Here is a 20,111-nt window from a genome sequence, read left to right on the forward strand (position 1 = left end):
ATAACTGCTTATAAATACATTATACACGGATTTTTAAAAAATTAAAGGCTCTTTTTGCAAAAAGCCCGCTTTTCCAAAAAATATTTTTTTGTCAAAGCGCAACGGTTATAAAAATATCGTGGACAGCGGATTGTTTCGTATTAAAATTTTTCTTAAAGAGGACTCCGGACCGATGGGTTTAATTCGAGAAACGGTTTCAAAAAAACGCGGGCGAAAGGGGATTATAAGGGGGATGATATGCCGATCATGTCAACATAATGAATGAGCTTTCGGTTATTTCGCCGAAAAATTCGAGTGTTTGCCTTTTCGTTTTTCCTTTTTTAAAGAAACGGCAGCTTTTTGCCGAGAAAGCTCGCCTCGAAGAATGGACAGGAAAAATTTTTTCAGCGAAAGAAAGTGTCGTACATCAGTCCGTCGCCGCTTTTATAAAGGGGCTCTGCCGAAAAATTGTTGAGAGGGAGTTTAATTTTTGCACTTCACTGCCTTGTCACGCAAGGAGGGGTGTGTTATACTTTTACCAGAGTGCGAGGCACGAAGGGGCACACCACCGCGGGTGTGATTTCTTCGTGCCTTTTTTTATCGGGAGGTGACTGTGAAGATTAACGGCAAGGTCGTGAAATTAAACGGCCCGGAACCTTTAGTGGACGTCTTGATTTCCGCAGGTTACGACGCTGACCGCGTGGCGCTTGAAATAAACGGCGCTTTGGTGAAGCGGGCGGACATGGCGAAGACCATGGTTCACGACGAGGATGTGTTGGAGGTGTTTTCTTTTACCGGTGGAGGTTAAACGATCAGATGCCCTGGCCCGCCAGCTGCCGGAAATAAATGAAGCCGCAGGGGATGTGACCGTCGCCGTATTAGGCTGCGGCGGTTTGGGATCCCAGGTGGCGTGGATCTTGGCACGACTGGGCGTGGGAAAATTAATTTTGTATGATTTCGACGTGGTGGAGGCGTCTAATTTAAACCGCCAAAACTACGGCGTTTCGGATATAGGAAGAAAGAAGGCGAAGGTCACGGCGGAGCGAATCACCGATTGGCTCCCCTACGCCGAAGTGGAGGCCCGCGATGCATTCGTGGACGCCTCTCTGCTCGACGCCATTGCGGCGGAGGCCGACATCGTGGTGGAGGCATACGACGGCGTAGCATCGAAAATAGAGGCCTTTGATTTCTTTCAGGACCATGACACGCCCTATGTATGTACGACGGGTGTGGCGGGGCCTGTGGGCGCCCTGGGGCGCAAAGATTTCGGCCACATCCACATGGTGGGTGACTTTCACGGCGAGGACCGCAAGGATTGCTACCTGCCCAAGGTCATGACCATCGCCGCCATGGAGTGTCAGGTTGTTTTAGAACTGATTTTAGGAGGATTGAAGTGAAAGATACGTGGACATTAGGGGACAAGACCTTTGAATCCCGCTTTATTTTAGGATCCGGCAAGTACGCGCCGGAATTAATCGACGCCGCCATTACCCACGCCGGCGCCGAAATGATTACCGTGGCCCTTCGCCGGGCCAACACGGCGGATGTGACGAATATTTTGGAATTCATTCCGAAAAACATCACTCTGATCCCCAACACCAGCGGCGCCCGCAATGCCGACGAGGCCGTTCGTATCGCCCGCCTGGCAAAGGAAATGGGCTGCGGCAATTTCGTCAAGATCGAAATTATGCGGGACTCGAAATACTTACTGCCGGACAACGAACAGACCCTGGAGGCCACGAAAATTTTGGCCGACGAAGGCTTTGTCGTCATGCCCTATATGTATCCCGACCTGAACTACGCCCGGGACATGGCAAGTGCCGGTGCCGCCGCCATTATGCCTTTGGCCTCGCCTATCGGCAGCAATAAGGGATTGGCAACGAAGGCCTTCATTCAAATTTTAATCGACGAAATCGATTTGCCCATTATCGTCGATGCGGGCATCGGCCGCCCCTCGCAAGCCGCCGAAGCTATGGAAATGGGCGCCGCCGCCATTATGGCCAACACGGGCATCGCCACGGCGGGAGACATTCCCATGATGGCAAGGGCCTTCAAGCTGGCCATCGAAGCGGGCCGCATGGGTCATTTGGCTAAGCCGGGCCGCATTTTGGACAAGGGCGCCGATCCCTCCTCTCCCTTGAGAGACTTCTTCGATTGAGGTGAGCGCCATGATTAAAACGGTTTTCGATTACGCCCCGGGCATGGATCAAATCTCCGAAGCCATTCCCAAGGAAATTGCATCGACCTACGAACGCGAAAAGGAACGCACCGTCACCGGCGCCGACGTGGCGGAGGTCTTGCGCAAGGATCGGCTGACGCCGGATGATTATTACACCCTCCTTTCTCCCGCGGCGGAGCCTTACCTGGAGCTGATGATGGAAAAGGCCCGTGGCCTGCGCCGCCAATATTTCGGCGACAATGTCTATTCCTTCTCGCCCCTCTATATCGCCAATTACTGCGAAAACGGCTGTCGCTACTGCGGCTTTAACGCCAAGAGCGACATTAAGCGGGCGGCGCTGAATGCCGATGAAATTGAAGTGGAAATGCGGGCTTTGGCCAAGGAAGGCATCGAAGACGTGCTGATTTTAACCGGGGAAAGCACCCATTATTCTCCCGTCGAATACATCGAAGAAGCGGTGAAGCTGGCGAGAAAGTATTTCCGCGTCGTGAGCCTCGAAATCTATCCCGCCAATGTGGCGGACTACGAACGGTTGCAAAAGGCCGGCGCCGATTTCGTCACCGTCTTTCAGGAAAGCTACGATCCCGAGACCTACGATTATTACCATCCCCGGGGCAACAAGCGCAGCATGATCTACCGCATGGGCACCCAGGAACGGGCGGCCATGGGCGGCATGCGTGGCGTGGGTTTCGGCGTGCTCTTCGGCCTGGCCGATCCCGTAGCCGACGCCTTCCGATTGGGCCTTCACGCCTATTTGGTTCAACGGAAATACCCCCATGTGGAAATCGCCATTTCCTTCCCGCGGATTCGTCCTACCCACGGCGCGGAAGATGTGGACAACACCAATCGCATCGGCGAGCGGAAGCTCATGCAATTTATTACGGCCATGCGCATCTTCCTGCCCTTTGCCTCCATCACCATTTCCACTCGGGAGCGGAAGGAATTCAGAGACCAGGCCATGCTCTACGGGGCGACGAAAATTTCCGCCTCCGTGGACACGGGCATCGGCCGCCGGGGCGAGGAGCCGGAAGAAGACGAAGGGGAAGAACAATTCGTCATCGCCGACACCCGCACCTTGGATGAAATCGAAAAGGATCTGAAAAAAGAAGGCCTCTACGTCCTGAGAAACGACTACATTCGCCTATGAAGAAGCTTTATTTTATTACGGACTCCACGAAGTATGACGGCGAAGAATCCTTTTTTGCAGACGTCTTCGCCGCATTAAAGGGCGGCGTGGACATGATTCAGCTGCGGGAAAAGGAGCTCTCCGACGATGAGGTCTACGAGCGGGCGCTTAAGATAAAAAAAGAAGCGGACAAGTACGCCACGCCTTTGATTATCGACGACCGCATTGACGTGGCCAAGGAGCTTGGCGTCGGCGTCCACCTGGGAGAGGAGGACATGGCGGTGAAGGATGCCCGTGCCATTTTAGGCGACGATGCCATCATCGGCGCATCGGTAAAGACCGTGGAGCGGGCCTACGAGGCGGAGGCGGAAGGGGCGAGCTACTTCGGTACCGGCGCCCTCTTTCCCACGCAAACCAAGGTCATTACCCGCCACACCTCTTTAGAAACCTTCCGCGCCGTGAAAAAAAGCGTGGCCCTGCCGGTCTATGCCATCGGCGGCATCAATGAAAGGACCCTCCCCGAGCTGGCGGGCGAGGACCTCGACGGCATCTGCGTGGTCTCCGCCATTCAATACGCCGAAGATCCCGAGGCGGCGGTAAAAAAGCTTCGCGCCATCTTGAACCGCCTGTAATATGCTATACTGCTCCTATAGGAGGGGTTTATGATTTATTTTTACAGCGGCACGGGCAACAGCGCCTATGTGGCGCGGAGGCTGGCGGAAAAATTGCAGACAGAGGCCGTGGATCTCGGCGAGCGTATAAAAAACGGGGTCATGGATGCCATCGAGGACGATACCGTGGTTCTGGTGACGCCCACCTACTGCTGGCGAGTGCCCCGGGTAGTTGAAAGCTACTGGGAGCAGCTGGAGGTTCGGGCAGAGAAGCTCTATCTGGTCATGACCTGCGGCTCCGGCATCGGCGGCGCGGCTGCCTACGAAGAGAGGCTGGCGAAGGACAAAGGCATGGCCTACGGCGGCACCTTCCACGTGATTATGCCGGAAAACTACATCGCCATGTTCGACGTGCCCGGCAGGGATGAGGCGCGGCGCGTCGTGGCCAAGGCCGATAAGGCGATCTCGAGAATTGCCGCCGCCATCGCATCAAACGGTGCGGGGGAAAAGAAGGCGGGACTCTTGGGCCGCTTGCTCACCTCCGTTAACGGCGGCTACTACGCCCTCTTCGTCAAGGCCCGGCCATTTTACGCCAAGGACAACTGCATCTCCTGTGGCCAATGCGAAAAGCGCTGCGCCCTGGGCAATGTGAAGATGGAAGAGGGGCGGCCGGTGTGGTACGACCGCTGCACCCACTGCATGGCCTGCATCAATTACTGCCCCGTGGAGGCCATCGAATACGGAAAGAAGACGGCGGGAAAATTCCGCTACACATTGGAAAAGGTGGTGGATGATGTTTCGCCCCGTGAAGCGTGAAAAGCAAAGCTTGAGCCCGGATGAAACCGAGGCCCTGCTCTTGAGAAATAATTGGGGCGTCCTGTCCCTTTACGGCAGAGAAGGCTATCCCTACGGCGTGCCCGTGAACTACGCCTATGTTGACGGCGCCATCGTCTTTCACAGTGCGAAAAGCGGCCACAAATGGGAAGCCATCGAGGCCAATGACAAGGCCTCCTTTACTGTGGTGGACGCATCGGACGTCGTGGAAGAAGAGTACACCACGGCCTACAAATCGGTCATCGCCTTCGGCTCCGTCAAGCGATTGGAAGGGGAGGCGCGGCTTCGTGCCTTTCGGCAAATGACCGACGCCCTGGCGCCCCACGTGAGCCGTGAAGTGAACGAGAAAACGGTGAAGCATTGCGACGGCGCGGATGTGTTTCAGCTCGTCGTTCATCACCTTTCGGGAAAAGCGGGAAGGCTTACTCCTCGTCCGTAAGAATTGACAAAGAAAATATGAAAATCACGCCGAATAAGCTGCCTGTCGACCTTTAAGGAGAATGGGACGGCTTATTCGTCATGGCTTTTATTTGACAAAGACCTTGCCTAGTGGTAAGGTCTTTTTAAATGAATAACGCAAGGGGAACTTTGTAGTTGAGAAGGTAAAACCTGACCCTTTGAACCTGTGAGCTAACACTCGCGTAGGAATGCACGACGCCTCATAAGAGGCGGTCTTAAAGAGGTATCTTCTCACGGGAGGATACCTTTTTTTAATCCGGAAAGGAAATGAAATGAAGGATTTAAAAAGCGCCTTGAAGCGCGCTCAGGAGGACGTCCGCAGGCTTTGCCCCATGGCGCCTTCCATCACCAATTTCGTCACCATCGACTTCGTCGCCAACGCGCAAATCGCCGTAGGCGGCTCGGCTGCCATGGTCTATATGCCCGACGAAGGACGCACCATGGCGGAAATCGCAAAATGCATTTACATCAACGTGGGCACCTTGATTCCCGTTCACGCCGAAACCATTCCCGTTGCGGCGCAGGTAGCCCACGAAAAAAGCGCCTACGTGCTGGATCCCGTGGCGGCGGGCATGGGCGAGTTGAGGACGACGCTCTTGACGGATATGAAAAATTATCCCCCAGCCATCGTCCGCGCCAACGCGTCGGAGGTGATTACTCTCGCGAAGCTGTGGGGCTTGATCGACACCGACGAGGGCAAGGTCCGCGGCGTGGATTCCACGGAGAGCGTGGAATCGGCGAGGGATGCGGCAGAAGCAATGGCCCGATTTATTAAAGGCGCCGTCTGCGTATCCGGAAAAGAGGATTTGATTACCGACGGCCAGCGCACGGTCCTGTCCTACGGCGGCAGCGAATACTTCGCCCGCATTACGGGAAGCGGCTGCTCCTTAGGCGGCGTCTGTGCTGTCTATCATTCGGTTGCCGATCCCTTTACGGCGGCGGTGGCTGCCACCAACGCCTACAATGTGGCGGGAGCTATTGCCGAGAAAAAAGCCGAGGGCACGGCGAGCTTTAAGGTGGCCTTTTTAGACGCCCTGTCCAATATCACGGGAGACGATTTGGCCGCCTGTCCCATGAAGGAGCTTTAAATGAAATTCAGCATTGAAAAATACTTCGTCGTCGGCCCGGAAAACACGTGGAGCCGACCGGTGGTGCCCATCGTCAAGGACGCCATCGAAGCGGGCTTTACCTGCATTCAGCTGCGCTCGAAGACCGCCTCGGCGAGGGAAATGATCGACCTGGCCCTGGAGACGAGCGAGCTCATCGCCTCCATGAAAAAAGAAAATGACGTCACCCTTCTCATTAACGACCGCCTGGACGTGGCTCTGGCGGCCAGGGAAGCGGGGGCAAAGGTGGACGGCATCCACGTGGGCCAAACGGACATCCCCGTCGCCGTCTGCCGAAAATACTTAGGACCCGACGCGGTCATCGGCCTCTCCGCGCCCACGGGAGATTTGACCCGCTACGTGCAGGAGGGAAATTTTAAGGACGTGGATTACTTCGGCGCCGGGCCCCTTCACGAAACGGAGACGAAGAAGGACTGCGGCTTAGACGAGGAAGGCAATATTATCTATCGCACCCTGGACGAAATCAAAAGGCTGGTGGCCATTTCGCCCCTGCCCATTACTATCGGCGGCGGCGTGAAGGCCGAGGACATGGAGGCATTGGCCGAAACCGGCGTGGACGGCTTTTTCGTCGTCTCCGCCATCGCCTCGGCGGAAGATCCCAAGGCGGCGGCGAAAGAATTAGTAGAGAAATGGGAGGCGGCCAAATGAAGACCATGATGACCGTCGCCGGAAGCGACTCCTCCGGCGGCGCGGGGATTCAGGCGGATATAAAAACCGCCACGGCCCTGGGGGTCTTCGCCACCTCGGCCATTACATCCATTACGGCACAAAACACCACCGGCGTGCAGGCCATATTCGATTTGGACGCTGAAGTCGTAAGAGAAGAGATCCGCTCCATCCTGTCGGACATTCCTCCCAATGCCGTGAAGATCGGCATGGTGTCGGCACCGGAGATTATAAAGACCATCGCCGAAGAGCTTAAAGGCTACGAGGGGCCCGTGGTGCTGGATCCCGTTATGGTGTCCACCTCGGGATCGCCTCTTTTGAAGGAAGAGGCCGTGGACAGCCTGAAGTCCCTCCTCTTTCCGGTAGCCACATTGCTCACGCCCAACATTCCCGAAGCGGAGCTATTGACGGGCAAGAGGATTACATCGGTGGCGGATCAGGAAGAGGCAGCCAAGGCCCTGTATGATGCTTACGGCCCGTCGGCTCTGGTGAAAGGGGGCCACGGCACGGGACGTGCGGTGGACGTCTTTTACGACGGAAAGCTCCATCACTACGAAAAGCCCATGTTGGACAATCCCAACACCCACGGCACGGGCTGCACCCTGTCTTCCGCCATCGCCTCATATTTGGCACTGGGACTTGAGGAAGCGAGTGCCGTGGAGGAAGCAAAAAATTACGTATACGACGCAATTAAAGACGGTCTCGACCTGGGAAGGGGACGGGGGCCGATCAATCATATGGTTAGGAGAAATAAATAATGGCATACGCAACACAAATGGACGCCGCACGTCAAGGAATTATTACGAAGGAAATGAAGATCGTCGCCGAAAAGGAACACCGCTCGGAGGAGGAGATCCGGCAATGGGTGGCGGAAGGCAAGGTGGCTATTCCCGCCAACATTAATCACAAGAGCCTGGATCCCACGGGCATCGGCTCCATGTTAAAGACCAAGATCAATGTGAATCTTGGCGTGTCCAAGGACGTGGAAAATTTAGACGAAGAGTTGGAAAAGGTGAATCACGCCGTACGACTTGGCGGCGACGCCATCATGGATTTGTCCACCCACGGCGACACGAAAATTTTCAGACGGAAGCTCACCTCGGAATGCCCGGCCATGATCGGCACCGTGCCCATTTACGACTCCGTTATCTATCACCAAAAGGATCTGGGCCAATTGACGGCACAAGATTTTCTGGAAGTCATTCGCGCCCACGGGGAAGACGGCGTGGACTTCGTCACCCTGCACTGCGGTCTCACCCGCCGCACCGTGGAGCAGCTGAAGCGCTTCGGCCGCACTACCAATATCGTCAGCCGCGGCGGCTCCCTGGTCTTCGCCTGGATGAGCATGACCGGCAATGAAAACCCCTTCTACGAATACTACGACGAAATTTTGGACATCTGCCGCGAATACGACATCACCATCTCCCTCGGCGACGGCGCTCGCCCCGGTTGCCTGGCCGATGCCGGCGACCTACTTCAAATCGAAGAGCTGGTTCGTTTGGGTGAGCTGACCCAACGGGCTTGGGATAAGGACGTTCAGGTCATGGTGGAAGGCCCCGGTCACGTGCCCTTGAATCAAGTGAAGGCCAATATGGAAATTCAACAAAGCCTGTGCAAGGGCGCGCCCTTCTACGTCCTCGGGCCCCTGGTCACCGACATCGCCCCGGGCTACGACCACATTACCGCCGCCATCGGCGGAGCCGTGGCAGCCATGAGCGGCGCCGCCTTCCTCTGCTACGTCACTCCGGCGGAACACCTGGCTCTGCCCAACGCCGACGACGTAAAGGAAGGGATTATGGCATCGAAAATCGCCGCCCACGCCGCCGACATCGCCAAGGGAATTCCCGGCGCCAGAGACGCCGACGATCGCATGGGCAAGGCCCGTCGCGAACTGGATTGGGACGCCATGTTTAAAGAAGCCATGGATCCCGAACATGCCAAGGCCGTTCGCGACGACCGCTCCCCGGAAGTGGAAGAGACTTGCTCCATGTGCGGTAAATTCTGCGCCGTACGGAGCATGAACAAAGCCCTGGCCGGCGAAGAAGTGGACATCCTGTAAAACAAATCACCTCTTCATTTTCTATGTTACAATAGAGAGGAAGAGGTGATTTTATTATGAGTAAATTATGGGAAGAACTGAAAGATTTTAAATCTCGCGTGGAAATGGTGGAACTGTCCCACCCGGTGAGCCCAAAGACGCCTCACTGGGCAGGCTTTTCCCCGTTGGAATCGGAAGAGATCTATAACTTTAAAGAACACAATTTCACCGCCAGACGCTACCACATCGTGAGCCAATACGGCACCCACATCGACGCACCGGGCCACTTCACCGAAGGGGGCCGCATGCTGGATAAGCTGGATCCGAAGGACACGATCCTGCCCTTGGTGGTTATCGACGTGGTGGACAAGGTGAAAGCCGATGCCGATTACGTGGTGACGGAAAAAGACATTCTCGCCCACGAAAAAATCCACGGCACCATTCCCGAAGGCTGCTTCGTGGCCCTGAGAACCGATTGGTCCAAGCGCACGGAAAACTTCGACAATATCGACGATGAAGGCGTGAGCCATTACCCGGGCTGGTCCATTCCCGCCTGCGAGTTTTTGATTAAAGAGCGGAAGGTCAAGGCCATCGGCCATGAAACCTCGGACACCGACGCCTCGATTATTTCCAACGAAGCCGGCGCCCTTCCCGTGGAAACCTACGTCCTGGCACAGGACATCTATCAAATCGAGCTCATGCGGAATTTGGACAAAATGCCCGCCACCGGCGGCGTCATTTCCGTGGGCTATCCCAATGTGGTGGACGGCCCCGGATTTTCCGCCCGCTGCTTCGGTTTTTACGAAAAATAAATCACGACGAGCATATAAAAAGAGCAAGACCCATGCATGGCCTTGCTCTTTTTGCTTGCTTTAGTTTCCGCCGTTTCCGCCTTGTTTGCCTCTGCTGCCGCCTTGGCTTTTGCTGCCGCCTTGGCCTTTGCCGCCTTGTGAGGCTTTGGAGTTGCCGGAATTACCGTTTTGATTGCCGTTTTTGTCCTTATCCTTATCTTCATCCTCTTCGGTTTTCTTTGGCTTCGGAGGAATGTTGCGATAGAGATTTTTCAGGCCCTTTGGCGATGTGCCTTCGGCAAAGATTTCCGAATAGCCCGAAACGGGGATGTACTTCTTGTACAGACCGTCTTCCGGTTCCTCGAAATCCTTGTTATCCAGATCCTTGTGGACGTCGCGCATAATGGAGCGCCACAGATTGGCCGCCATACGGGAGTAGTCCCACAGAGGCGTGTTGTCGTCGTTGCCGATCCAAACGGCGCCGGTGTAGTAGGGCGTGAAGCCGACAAACCAGCTGTCCCGCTTGCGGTTGGTGGTCCCGGTCTTGCCCGCGATGTGCATGCCGCTGAAATTAGCGTAGGTACCGGTACCGCTCTTGACCACGGATTCCAACATGGAGGTCATAATATAGGCGTTTTGCGGGGAAGTGATTTCCACCTCTTCCTTGGGATTTTCGTAAATCACCTTGCCGCTCTTGTCCGTAATCTTGTCGATAAAGGTTGGCTCGATGAACTTGCCTTGGTTGGGGAAGGTGCTGAATGCCCCCGCCATTTCCAGAGGACTGATGCCTCGGGTCATGCCCCCTAGGGTGAGGGCGGCCAGGTTCACGTCGTTGTATTTCGCCGTATCGATGTTGGGATATTTTTCCTGATCGCCGGGAAGGACGAGACTCGAGATCTTCATCTTTTCCAGATTGTCGATCATCATTTGTGCCGCCTCATCCTCGCCGGGAGCCAGGCTCTTGCCGACGAGATAGGCGCCGACGTTGGAGGAGTTGCGAATCAGATTGCGCACCGTGGCCCAGCCTTGGTAGCCCGTGGAGTTTTTCGGCCAGCCCCCCGGTTGGGGAAGGTCGCGATAGACGTCGCCGGCCGTGCCGCCCTTGTTTAAGAGAGCGAGATAGGGGCCGATGGGCTTAATGGACGAGCCCGGTTGACGGGGATTTTTCGCCCGGTTCAAAATGTTGTTGCCGCCGATGCCGCGGCCGCCGACGATGGCCACCACCTCGCCGGTGTGGTGATCCATAATGGTAATGCCCACCTGCGGCTGAATAATGCCTTTTTCGTCGGTGTGACGACCGGGGAAGAAGCTGTTTTGAGACACCTTTTCTTCCAAAATCTTTTGAATGTTCAGGTCGAGAGGCGTTTCGATGACGAGGCCGCCGTTGTAGAGAATGTTTTGGGCTTCGTCCGTCTTGTAGCCTTTTTCCTTTAAGATGTCCAGAACCTCGTCCTTCACCGCATCCACGTAATAGGACGAAATGCCCTTGGTGGTGTGGGAACCCAGGTCCAGATGAATTTCTTCGTTAATGGCGTCTTTCATCGTGGATTCGTCGATCATGCCCAGCTCGTTCATCTTGTGAAGAATGAGCTCTTGGCGCTTCTTGCTGGCGGGATTGGCCACGGCCTTTCTCACGACGAGATTCCCCAATTCGATTTGGCTGTGCTCGAAGGGATCGATTAAATCCTTTTCCGCTAAAGCGTCGCCCAATTCCTTGTCCTCATCGGTGACCTTCGCGCCGATGGAATCGGCGGGGATGAGACTGAACTCGAGATTGTCCAAATCGTCGTTTGCTTCGATGGGAACGGCGTTAAAGGGCGTGTATTCCGACGGGCGATTGGTAATGCCCACGATCATGGCGGCTTCCGCCAAGGTGAGATCCTTTACGTCCTTGTCAAAAAATGTTTTGGACGCGGCCTCCACGCCCTTGGTCCCTTTAGAGAAGGCGGCGGAGTTTAAATAAGCTTCCAAAATTTGTTTCTTGCTTAAATTGCTTTCCAATTGGAAGGCGTAGTAGATGTCCTGGAACTTTCTCGCGTAGCTCTTTACCGGCGAGGTATACAGGTTCTTTGCCACCTGCATGGTAATGGTGGAGCCCCCTTGGCTGAAGTCCATGCTTTGCAGATTGCGCAAAGTGGCGGAGACCAGGCGGCGGAAATCCACGCCGTGGTGCTCGTAGAACCGTTGGTCTTCAATGGCCACGGCGGCATCGAGCAAGTAATCGGGCATGCGCTTAATGGGCACCCACTCGCTGAATTCATTTTGTACCAATTGCTCGACGGCGTCGCCGTTTTTGTCCTTTACCACCGACGTTTCCGAAATAGCCGAGCGAATGTTTTTCGGATCGATGGCGGGGGATTGGCTGATGGCCGTCACGGCATAGGCCACGGCGATGCCCGCCAAGGTAATGCCGGCGATGACGATTAATAAGAATAGGATTTTAAAGGCGGAGCTCCAGCGCAGGGAACTTCCCTCGCGCCGGTTCCTGCCGGATCTGTTACCCATAGAAACCTCCTTCATATTTGTCTATTATATCAAATGCAATCCCCTAAGGGACAGGAATTCCGTGAATTTCACCATCTTAACAAAAAGCTTGATTTTCGCCCGAATAAAAGTCGATCAGGGGAAGGGGGCAAGTTGTGGTATAATCGTTTCATTAAAAAAGGAGGGACTATGTATTCGGGACATTTAAATGATGTTAGAGGCATGGCCGTCGGTCATCGTGAGGACGGGTTAAAGGGAACCGGCGTGACGGTGATCTTGCCCCCCGAGGGAAGCACCGCCGGCGTGGACGTCAGAGGCGGCGCGCCCGGCACCCGCGAGTGCATCCTGCTTCAGCCCACCTATGCCGTGGATCAGGTACACGCCCTGGTATTAAGCGGCGGATCCGCCTTCGGCCTCGACAGCGCCACGGGCGTCATGGAAGGCTTAAGAGACGACGGCGTGGGCTTCGATGTGGGCGTCGGCGTGGTGCCCATCGTTCCCGCCGCCGTGTTGTTTGATTTAGCTTATAAAGCGAAGGACGCCTGGCCGGACAAGGCCATGGGACGCGCCGCCTATGAAGCCGCAAGCCCTTCCGATAGGCGTCAGGGCTCCTTGGGAGCCGGATGCGGTGCGACGGTGGCGAAGACCATGGGATTTTCCTACGCGAAGAAATCCGGCATCGGAAGCGCATCCATCGCCGTCGGCGACGTGGTTTTTTCCGCCATGGTGGCCGTCAATGCCTTCGGCCACATTTGTGATGCGGAAACAGGCGACGTGTTGGCGGCACCGGAAGTGAAGGGCCGCACGCTTTCCGTGGAAGAAGCTCTGCTAAAGGGCGCCGTGGATTTTGAAAAGGGCAAGCATCAAAACACGACCTTAGGCGTCGTGGCAACCAACGGCCGCTTCACAAAGACCGAGCTTTGCAAGCTGGCCTCCACGGCTCACAACGGCTATGCAAAAAGCATTACGCCGGTGCACACGGGCTTGGACGGGGACACGATTTTTTCCCTGGCGACCAATGAGGTGGACTGCTCCATGCAGCTCGCCGAATATTATTTTCCCAAGGTCGTGGCCCGAGCCGTGGCCAACAGCATCTACAGTTTATAGTTTCCTATTGTAAAAACAGACCGGCATCCTCGCGAGCCGGATCGGAGGTTTTATGAAAAAAGAAAATAAAAAGCCCTTGCTCACCACACGGCAAATCGTCATCGTGGGCATTTTGGGCGCCATCACCGCCGTTTTGGCCCTGACGCCCCTGGGCTTTGTGCCCATCGGCCCCTTAAACGCTACCACCATGCACATCCCCGTCCTCATCGCCGCCTTTATCGAAGGGCCGGTGGTCGGAGGCTTTGTGGGACTGATCTTCGGCTTGAGCTCGCTCTTTAATGCCGTCACCCGTCCCACGCCCATCTCATTCGTCTTTTACAATCCCCTCATTTCCATATTGCCGCGAATACTTTTAGGCGTGATCTCCGCCTACATCTTCCGATTTTTTAAATCCGTGGACGGCAAGAAGCTGGGGGCATTGGGTCTCGTGGCATGGATCGGCGTGGTGATCTTTTTGGCCTACGGGCTGTACAAAAATTTGGCCGCGAAAACCTATGGCGCATCCGCCTTGTTAAACGGCGTCTTTTTAATCGGCTCCGTGGTCCTTCTCATTTGGATTCGCCGCAGACAGGTACAGGGAAGTGCCGTGGCCCTTTCCGCCTTTTTCTCCACGATTTTACACTCCGCCATGGTTATGAGCGGCATTTATGTTTTCTTCGCCGAAGACTTCGTCCGCGCCATGGGGGCGCCGCAGGCCTTGGTGAGCACGGTTATATTCGGTACGATTATTACATCGGGCGTGCCCGAGGGGATCCTCGCCGGCATCGTCGCGACCGGTGTCGTCACGGCTTGGACGGCGAGCAAGAATAAATAGAATCGGGCAGGTGCATTATGTTATTAGCAATCGATGTAGGCAATACAAATATCGTCTTCGGAGCCTTTAAGGGAAAGGAATTGATCCACGACTGGCGCATTTCCTCGGACAAGGAGAAGACCAGCGACGAATTCGGCATGCTGGTCACGGAAATGCTGAGCAATGTTCAGCTGAAGCCGGTGAATTTTGAAGCGGTGATCCTTTCCTCCGTGGTGCCCAATATTATGCACACCATGCAGAACATGATCGTCAAATACTTTCATCAATACCCCCTCGTCGTCGGCGCGGGCATGAAGACGGGAATCAACATTCGCTACGACAATCCCAAGGAGGTGGGGGCGGACCGCATCGTCAACGCCGTGGCCGCCGTGGAAAAATACGGCGGGCCCTGCGTCATCATCGACCTGGGCACGGCCATTACCTTTTGCGTCGTGGACGCCAAGAAAAATTACCTGGGCGGTTTGATCCTGCCGGGCATTTCCATTTCCGCCGACGCCTTGGTCTCCCGCACGTCGAAGCTGCCGAAGATCGAAATCATTAAGCCCGAGAGGGTCATCGGCAAGAGCACGGTGACCAGCATGCAAAACGGCTTGTACTACGGCTTCTCGTCCATGATCGACGGCATCGTCCAACACATTTGCGACGAGCTGGGTATGGATGCCCGGGAGTTGAATATCATCGCCACGGGTGGCTTTTCCAATTTGCTGGTTTCCGACAGCGCGTACGATATTATGATCGATCGGGATCTGACCATGGACGGGCTCCGGATCCTGTACGAGATGAACAACTAATGGCCTTTACCATTGCCCTGGCCCCCATGGCGGGCTATACGGATCAAAGCTTTCGCCGCATTTGCACGGCATACGGCATGGACTATGCCACCACGGAAATGGTGAGCACCAAGGCTCTGTATTATAAGGATAAAAAAACCCGGCGGCTCATGGCCGTGGCTCCCGATGAGGGACCGGTGAGTCTGCAGCTTTTCGGCGACGATGCCGACATCTTTCGGCGGGTCGTGGAGGACTTAGGCGAGGAGCTTGCGGCCTATCGCGCCCTGGACATTAACATGGGCTGCCCGGCGCCGAAGATCGTAAAGACCGGGGCGGGAAGCGCCCTCTTAAAGACGCCGGAAAAAGCCCGGGCCATTATCGAGGCCTGCGTCCAGGCCTCGCCCATTCCCGTCACCGTCAAAATCCGCAAGGGCTTTGACGAGGGCGCGGAGGAGGGAATGGAAATCGCAAAAATCGCCGAAGCTGCCGGCGCAAGTGAAATCACCGTCCACGGCAGAACCCGGGAAGCCTACTACAGCGGGACGGCGGACTGGGATTTTATTTTGCGCGTGGCAGGTGCCGTGTCGGTCCCTGTGATCGGAAACGGCGACATCCTCAAGGCGGAGGATATTTTGAAGCACAGAGCCGACACCCTGGCAGGCGTGGCCGTGGGCCGAGGCGCCGTGGGCCATCCCTTTATCTTCAGAGAAATCAGGCAGGTCCTTGGCGGCGAAAGGGTACAGCTGCCGTCGAAGGACGAAATCATCGCCACGGCGAAAAAGCATTTGGCCTTAAGCGTCGCCGAAAAGGGCGAGCACTTAGGCGTCATCGAAATGCGCAAGCACTTTATCGGCTACCTAAAGGGCTTCGAGCAGGCGAAGAAGCACCGAAACGAAATCCTCACCCTGAAACGAGAGGAAGACATCATTCGATATCTCGACCACCTGGCGAAGGAAAGCCGATAATTGACAGACGGACAAATTTTTATTATAATAGAGCGACTTGATTACATGGACCCGGCGTCGGGTCCTTTCTTCATAAACGATGACTGACAATTAGGGAGTGATACCATGGTAGATAATGAAGTACTAATAACAGAAGAAGGCTTAGAGAAAATCGAAAACGAAATCGATTACTTAAAAACCGTCCGCAGAAAAGAAGTGGCCGAGCGCATTAAGGTCGCCTTAGGCTACGGCGACCTGTCGGAAAACTCCGAGTACGACGAGGCAAAAAACGAACAGGGTCAAGTGGAAGAGCGCATCGCCAAGCTGGAATACATGGCGCGAAACGCGAAGGTGGTCAAGGAAAATGATCTAAGCGACCGCATCGTCAATGTGGGCTCCAGCGTCACCGTCGTAGACGAGGACACGGATGAAGAGGACATCTATCGCATCGTCGGTAGCGCCGAAGCTGATCCCCTGGAAGGAAAAATTTCCAACGAAAGCCCCATCGGTGCCGGACTCATGGGCATGGGCATCGGCGACGTCGCCGAAATCGACGTGCCCCAAGGCAAAGTCAGACTCAAGGTATTAAAGATTTCCATAGCATAAGGGAGGTAGACCATGGCGAAGGCACAAAAGAGCAGCGAAGTAAGAGACCAAAAGCTGAAGAAGGTTCAAAATTTAATCGACGAGGGCAATAGCCCCTATCTCGTCGAAAAATACGATGTGGACACCTACACCAAGGCCATCGTGGACAATTTCGACGCCATGGAAGGCAAGACCGTTTCCGTGGCCGGCCGCATCGTCAGCAAGCGTCGCCACGGCAAGATCGCCTTTTTAGACGTACAGGACACCTACGGCCAAATCCAAATTTTCGCCAAGAAAAATATTTTGGAGGACGCCTACGAGGTTGTGAAGGCCGCCGATGTCGGCGACTTCTTCGGCGTCAAGGGCGTGGTCATTAAGACCGAAGCCGGCGCCATTTCCGTGGAAGCCCGTGAAGTGGCCCTTCTCTCCAAGAGCATTCAAGTCCTGCCGGAAAAATTCCACGGCTTAAAGGACATGGACCTGAGATATCGCCAACGCTACGTAGACCTTATCGTCAACCCCGAAGTGAAGGAAGTGTTCTTTAAACGCTCCGCCATTATCAAAGCCATTCGAGAATTTTTAGACGACAAGGGCTTCTTGGAAGTGGAAACGCCCATCCTGGGCAATGTGGCAGGCGGCGCCAACGCCCGCCCCTTCCTCACCCATCACAACGCCCTGGACATCGATCTTCAAATGCGCATCGCCAACGAGCTTTTCCTGAAGCGCCTCATCGTCGGCGGCTTCGACAAGGTCTACGAAATGGGCAAAATGTTCAGAAACGAAGGCATGGACACCCGTCACAATCCGGAATTTACCAATATCGAGCTGTACCAAGCTTATGTGGACATGGACGAAATGATGCGCATAACCGAGCACATGTTTGCCTACGCGGCTGAAAAAGTGCTGGGCTCCGCCGTCATCAACTACCAAGGCACGGAAATCGACCTGACGCCGCCGTGGAACCGCGTGGCCATGGAGGATGCCGTAAAGGAATATGCCGGCGTAGACTTTTCCACCGTAAAAACCGACGAAGAAGCCCTGGCCATCGCCAAGGAAAAGGGCCTGGACGTTCAACCCTTCTGGACTCGCGGCCACGTCATCAGCGAGCTCTTTGAAGAATATTGCGAAGAAAAATTAGTACAGCCCACCTTCGTCACCGGCCACCCGGTAGAAGTGAGTCCCTTGGCCAAGCGAGATCCCGAGGATCCCCGCATCACCCGCCGCTTCGAAGCCTTCATCAATACCTGGGAATTTGCCAACGCCTTTAGCGAGTTAAACGACCCCATCGACCAACGGGCTCGTTTCGAAGAGCAAGTGGCGGATCAGGAAAAAGGCGACGACGAAGCCCACCCCATGGACTACGACTTCATCAACGCCATCGAAGTAGGGCTGCCCCCCACCGGCGGCTTGGGCATCGGCGTAGACCGCATGATCATGCTCCTAACCGACCAATCCAGCATTCGCGACGTGCTCTTCTTCCCAACCATGAAACCCCTAGGCGAAGACGAAAGCGAATCCTGGGACGAAGAATAAAAATAGACCTTGCCGGAGCAAGGCCACATAGAAGAGAAAGAGGATCAGCCACAGCGGCCGGTCCTCTTTTTTGATTTGTGATTTAATTTTTCTCCAAAAAAGCCCGAAGGGCAGCTTCGTTTATCTCCGCGCCTATAAAAATCATCTTCCCATCGGATTTTTCAAAGCCGCCGATGACGTAGTCGCCTTCGACCAATTCAAATCGAAACTGATTTTCGCCGTATTTGAAAATACCCTTGCTCCTGAGAATATCGCCGTAAGCGTGGCGAATGACCTGTTCCAAAAACAGAGCCATTTCGCCGGGATGAATGTCCCTTCCGTCCGTCACGGATAAAGACCGCAAGGTTTCCGTCTTCGACGGCGGAGCACCTTCTTCCACGGCAATTTCGATTTCGTCGTCGGGGCGAATGACCAGGCGGTCATTTAAAATGTGCTCGATAGCCTCGTCGCTCAACTCGCTGTAGTGAGTAGTGAGAAAGTGCTCCGATTCGATTTCTAAATCATTTTTAACCTTGTTAAAATCTTCCAAAGTGTAATTTTCCGACTTCGAAACAAACACGCGGGAGATGGCCAGAAGATCCTTGCCGTAAAGATCGGAAAATTCGTCGAAGGCCCTTCGGTAATTCTTTCCGTCGACGATAAGAATTGGAACCAGAAGACCGATTCGATCGTAAAGAATTTTTGAAAGATCGTCGATAATTTTTTTCGGCCGCGCCACGCCGCTGGGCTCGACGATGAGATAGTCCGGGTCCAGAGTGTTAGCCACCGTCATCACCGAATGGGCGAAAGACAGATTCATAGAACAGCATATACAGCCATCAGAGATGGACATTATGTCCATCTCTGATGCGTTTTTGTCTTCACTTTTTAAAATATTCGAATCGACATCTTCATCGGCAAACTCATTTTCAATAATAACAAACTTTTTCTTTGTTCTTTCGCTGAGGTATTTTATAAAGCTTGTTTTGCCCGCTCCTAAAAATCCGCTGACCAAAAGAATCTTCATTACAAAACCACAACCGGCTTAATTAAATCTTTCGGTTTATCCTTCATGAGATACAATGCGTCTTCGATCTTGTCCATGCCGTTGAATCGATGGGTGATCAGATGAGTGACATCCAACTTACCCAGTTCGACCAGTTTGGCCAATTTTTCCATTCTTAATCTGCCGCCGGGCATCAGGCCGCCGATAATTTGCTTATGGCCCATGCCGACGCCCCATTCGACTCGGGGGATGGAAATGTATTCTCCGGCGCCGAGGTAGTTGACGTTTCCGATCTTCCCGCCGGGTTTCAGAGCCTTGACGGCCGGCTCAAAGGTTTCGACGCCGCCGCCTGCGATGACGACACGGTCGACGCCTTTGCCGTCGGTGAGGGCAAGGGCCTGTTCCGCAATGTCACCGTCCTTGTAAGAGATAATATCCGTAGCGCCGTAGAACTTCGCCGCTTCAACACAATTCGGGCGAGTACCGACGGCGATAATTTGCGAAGCGCCGCGCAAATTTGAACCGGCCACGGCCATTAAGCCGACCGGTCCGATGCCGATACATAAAACCGTGTCGCCGAACTTAATGTCCGCCAACTCGACGCCGTGGAAACCCGTGGGCACCATGTCGGACAACATACAAGCTTCTTCCGGGCTGATGGAGTCGGGAAGATGGGCGAGATTAGCATCGGCGTCATTGACGTGGAAATATTCGCCAAATACACCGTCTTTGAAATTCGAAAACTTCCATCCCGCCAACATGCCGCCGGAGTGCATGGGGAAACCGGCTTGTGCTTCCAAAGAGCTCCAGTCCGGTGTAATCGCCGCGACCATGACGCGATCGCCGGGTTTAAAATCTTCTACGAATTCTCCGACTTCATCCACGATGCCGCAGCCTTCGTGACCTAAAATCATATTATGTCTTTGGCCGATGGCGCCTTCCCAAACGGTGTGCACATCCGATGAACAGGGAGAAACAGCCAGGGGTTTGATGATGGCATCTCTCGGTCCGCAAACCGGACGTTCTTTTTCAATCCAACCGGTTTTTCCGATTTCTAACATGGCATAACCTTTCATAGG

The 20,111-nt window shown here is 54.6% G+C and carries 21 protein-coding genes; 18 read left to right on the forward strand and 3 right to left on the reverse strand.

Annotation, left to right across the window (positions count from 1 at the left end):
- Nucleotides 1–592 precede the first annotated feature (592 nt).
- From thiS to BQ7397_RS04570, 12 genes are all read left to right on the forward strand, one after another.
- Nucleotides 593–787: a sulfur carrier protein ThiS gene (gene thiS / locus BQ7397_RS04515; protein ID WP_077074915.1), complete on the forward strand. Its 195-nt coding sequence runs from the start codon at nt 593–595 to the stop codon at nt 785–787.
- Nucleotides 777–1,376: a ThiF family adenylyltransferase gene (locus BQ7397_RS04520; protein WP_159435157.1), complete on the forward strand. Its 600-nt coding sequence runs from the start codon at nt 777–779 to the stop codon at nt 1,374–1,376. Before thiS ends, BQ7397_RS04520 begins: the two co-directional genes overlap by 11 nt.
- On the forward strand, nt 1,367–2,137 hold the full coding sequence (locus tag BQ7397_RS04525) for a thiazole synthase (RefSeq protein WP_417875229.1): 771 nt from the start codon (nt 1,367–1,369) through the stop codon (nt 2,135–2,137). Before BQ7397_RS04520 ends, BQ7397_RS04525 begins: the two co-directional genes overlap by 10 nt.
- Nucleotides 2,138–2,147: 10 nt before the next feature.
- Nucleotides 2,148–3,305, forward strand: a complete 1,158-nt coding sequence (gene thiH, locus BQ7397_RS04530; RefSeq protein ID WP_077074918.1) for a 2-iminoacetate synthase ThiH — start codon at nt 2,148–2,150, stop codon at nt 3,303–3,305.
- Nucleotides 3,302–3,916, forward strand: a complete 615-nt coding sequence (thiE, locus tag BQ7397_RS04535; RefSeq protein WP_077074919.1) for a thiamine phosphate synthase — start codon at nt 3,302–3,304, stop codon at nt 3,914–3,916. Before thiH ends, thiE begins: the two co-directional genes overlap by 4 nt.
- A gap of 30 nt (nt 3,917–3,946) precedes the next feature.
- Nucleotides 3,947–4,711 (forward strand): EFR1 family ferrodoxin, encoded by a 765-nt coding sequence (locus BQ7397_RS04540; protein ID WP_077074920.1) that lies wholly within the window; start codon nt 3,947–3,949, stop codon nt 4,709–4,711.
- Nucleotides 4,689–5,168: a pyridoxamine 5'-phosphate oxidase family protein gene (locus tag BQ7397_RS04545; protein WP_077074921.1), complete on the forward strand. Its 480-nt coding sequence runs from the start codon at nt 4,689–4,691 to the stop codon at nt 5,166–5,168. The genes BQ7397_RS04540 and BQ7397_RS04545 overlap by 23 nt, the downstream gene beginning before the upstream one ends.
- Before the next feature lie 292 nt (nt 5,169–5,460).
- The gene (gene thiM / locus BQ7397_RS04550; protein ID WP_077074922.1) at nt 5,461–6,276 is read left to right on the forward strand and encodes a hydroxyethylthiazole kinase; all 816 of its coding nucleotides are present in this window, start codon (nt 5,461–5,463) and stop codon (nt 6,274–6,276) included.
- Nucleotides 6,277–6,963 (forward strand): thiamine phosphate synthase, encoded by a 687-nt coding sequence (locus BQ7397_RS04555; protein ID WP_077074923.1) that lies wholly within the window; start codon nt 6,277–6,279, stop codon nt 6,961–6,963. It begins immediately after the preceding gene.
- Nucleotides 6,960–7,739 (forward strand): bifunctional hydroxymethylpyrimidine kinase/phosphomethylpyrimidine kinase, encoded by a 780-nt coding sequence (gene thiD / locus BQ7397_RS04560; protein WP_077074924.1) that lies wholly within the window; start codon nt 6,960–6,962, stop codon nt 7,737–7,739. The genes BQ7397_RS04555 and thiD overlap by 4 nt, the downstream gene beginning before the upstream one ends.
- A complete protein-coding gene (gene thiC / locus BQ7397_RS04565; RefSeq protein WP_077074925.1) occupies nt 7,739–9,040 on the forward strand; it encodes a phosphomethylpyrimidine synthase ThiC in 1,302 nt (433 codons plus the stop codon). Before thiD ends, thiC begins: the two co-directional genes overlap by 1 nt.
- Nucleotides 9,041–9,096: 56 nt before the next feature.
- The gene (locus BQ7397_RS04570) at nt 9,097–9,831 is read left to right on the forward strand and encodes a cyclase family protein (protein ID WP_200801199.1); all 735 of its coding nucleotides are present in this window, start codon (nt 9,097–9,099) and stop codon (nt 9,829–9,831) included.
- 60 nt (nt 9,832–9,891) lie between these two features.
- Here BQ7397_RS04570 and BQ7397_RS04575 read toward each other — a convergent pair whose 3' ends face one another.
- Nucleotides 9,892–12,315 carry a transglycosylase domain-containing protein gene (locus BQ7397_RS04575; RefSeq protein ID WP_077074927.1) on the reverse strand — a complete coding sequence of 808 codons (2,424 nt, stop codon included), beginning with the start codon at nt 12,313–12,315 and terminating at the stop codon, nt 9,892–9,894.
- Nucleotides 12,316–12,483: 168 nt separating this feature from the next.
- On the opposite strand from BQ7397_RS04575, the gene BQ7397_RS04580 reads away from it, so the two are divergent.
- From BQ7397_RS04580 to lysS, 6 genes are all read left to right on the forward strand, one after another.
- A complete protein-coding gene (locus tag BQ7397_RS04580; protein ID WP_077074928.1) occupies nt 12,484–13,401 on the forward strand; it encodes a P1 family peptidase in 918 nt (305 codons plus the stop codon).
- 52 nt (nt 13,402–13,453) lie between these two features.
- A complete protein-coding gene (locus BQ7397_RS04585) occupies nt 13,454–14,215 on the forward strand; it encodes an ECF transporter S component (RefSeq protein ID WP_077074929.1) in 762 nt (253 codons plus the stop codon).
- A 17-nt stretch (nt 14,216–14,232) separates the two neighbouring features.
- On the forward strand, nt 14,233–15,006 hold the full coding sequence (locus BQ7397_RS04590) for a type III pantothenate kinase (RefSeq protein ID WP_077074930.1): 774 nt from the start codon (nt 14,233–14,235) through the stop codon (nt 15,004–15,006).
- A complete protein-coding gene (dusB, locus tag BQ7397_RS04595) occupies nt 15,006–15,950 on the forward strand; it encodes a tRNA dihydrouridine synthase DusB (protein WP_077074931.1) in 945 nt (314 codons plus the stop codon). The genes BQ7397_RS04590 and dusB overlap by 1 nt, the downstream gene beginning before the upstream one ends.
- Before the next feature lie 105 nt (nt 15,951–16,055).
- Nucleotides 16,056–16,535, forward strand: a complete 480-nt coding sequence (greA, locus tag BQ7397_RS04600) for a transcription elongation factor GreA (RefSeq protein ID WP_077074932.1) — start codon at nt 16,056–16,058, stop codon at nt 16,533–16,535.
- 12 nt (nt 16,536–16,547) lie between these two features.
- A complete protein-coding gene (gene lysS, locus BQ7397_RS04605; protein WP_077074933.1) occupies nt 16,548–18,047 on the forward strand; it encodes a lysine--tRNA ligase in 1,500 nt (499 codons plus the stop codon).
- Between the two features lie 82 nt (nt 18,048–18,129).
- Here lysS and BQ7397_RS04610 read toward each other — a convergent pair whose 3' ends face one another.
- Together BQ7397_RS04610 and BQ7397_RS04615 are read right to left on the reverse strand one after the other, a co-directional pair.
- Complete coding sequence (locus BQ7397_RS04610; RefSeq protein WP_077074934.1) at nt 18,130–19,053, reverse strand: GTP-binding protein; 924 nt, start codon at nt 19,051–19,053, stop codon at nt 18,130–18,132.
- On the reverse strand, nt 19,053–20,108 hold the full coding sequence (locus BQ7397_RS04615) for an NAD(P)-dependent alcohol dehydrogenase (protein WP_077074935.1): 1,056 nt from the start codon (nt 20,106–20,108) through the stop codon (nt 19,053–19,055). The genes BQ7397_RS04610 and BQ7397_RS04615 overlap by 1 nt, the downstream gene beginning before the upstream one ends.
- Nucleotides 20,109–20,111: the final 3 nt, after the last annotated feature.

The sequence above is a fragment of the Aedoeadaptatus urinae genome, assembly GCF_900155585.1.
Lineage (GTDB): Bacteria > Bacillota > Clostridia > Tissierellales > Peptoniphilaceae > Aedoeadaptatus > Aedoeadaptatus urinae.

Coding starts and splice junctions, on each gene's coding strand:
- thiH (WP_077074918.1), top strand. CDS start 2,148: ATGATTAAAACGGTTTTCGATTACGCCCCGGGCATGGATCAAATCTCC.
- thiE (WP_077074919.1), top strand. CDS start 3,302: ATGAAGAAGCTTTATTTTATTACGGACTCCACGAAGTATGACGGCGAA.
- BQ7397_RS04540 (WP_077074920.1), top strand. CDS start 3,947: ATGATTTATTTTTACAGCGGCACGGGCAACAGCGCCTATGTGGCGCGG.
- BQ7397_RS04545 (WP_077074921.1), top strand. CDS start 4,689: ATGTTTCGCCCCGTGAAGCGTGAAAAGCAAAGCTTGAGCCCGGATGAA.
- thiM (WP_077074922.1), top strand. CDS start 5,461: ATGAAGGATTTAAAAAGCGCCTTGAAGCGCGCTCAGGAGGACGTCCGC.
- BQ7397_RS04555 (WP_077074923.1), top strand. CDS start 6,277: ATGAAATTCAGCATTGAAAAATACTTCGTCGTCGGCCCGGAAAACACG.
- thiD (WP_077074924.1), top strand. CDS start 6,960: ATGAAGACCATGATGACCGTCGCCGGAAGCGACTCCTCCGGCGGCGCG.
- thiC (WP_077074925.1), top strand. CDS start 7,739: ATGGCATACGCAACACAAATGGACGCCGCACGTCAAGGAATTATTACG.
- BQ7397_RS04570 (WP_200801199.1), top strand. CDS start 9,097: ATGAGTAAATTATGGGAAGAACTGAAAGATTTTAAATCTCGCGTGGAA.
- BQ7397_RS04575 (WP_077074927.1), bottom strand. CDS start 12,315: ATGGGTAACAGATCCGGCAGGAACCGGCGCGAGGGAAGTTCCCTGCGC.
- BQ7397_RS04580 (WP_077074928.1), top strand. CDS start 12,484: ATGTATTCGGGACATTTAAATGATGTTAGAGGCATGGCCGTCGGTCAT.
- BQ7397_RS04585 (WP_077074929.1), top strand. CDS start 13,454: ATGAAAAAAGAAAATAAAAAGCCCTTGCTCACCACACGGCAAATCGTC.
- BQ7397_RS04590 (WP_077074930.1), top strand. CDS start 14,233: ATGTTATTAGCAATCGATGTAGGCAATACAAATATCGTCTTCGGAGCC.
- dusB (WP_077074931.1), top strand. CDS start 15,006: ATGGCCTTTACCATTGCCCTGGCCCCCATGGCGGGCTATACGGATCAA.
- greA (WP_077074932.1), top strand. CDS start 16,056: ATGGTAGATAATGAAGTACTAATAACAGAAGAAGGCTTAGAGAAAATC.
- lysS (WP_077074933.1), top strand. CDS start 16,548: ATGGCGAAGGCACAAAAGAGCAGCGAAGTAAGAGACCAAAAGCTGAAG.
- BQ7397_RS04610 (WP_077074934.1), bottom strand. CDS start 19,053: ATGAAGATTCTTTTGGTCAGCGGATTTTTAGGAGCGGGCAAAACAAGC.
- BQ7397_RS04615 (WP_077074935.1), bottom strand. CDS start 20,108: ATGAAAGGTTATGCCATGTTAGAAATCGGAAAAACCGGTTGGATTGAA.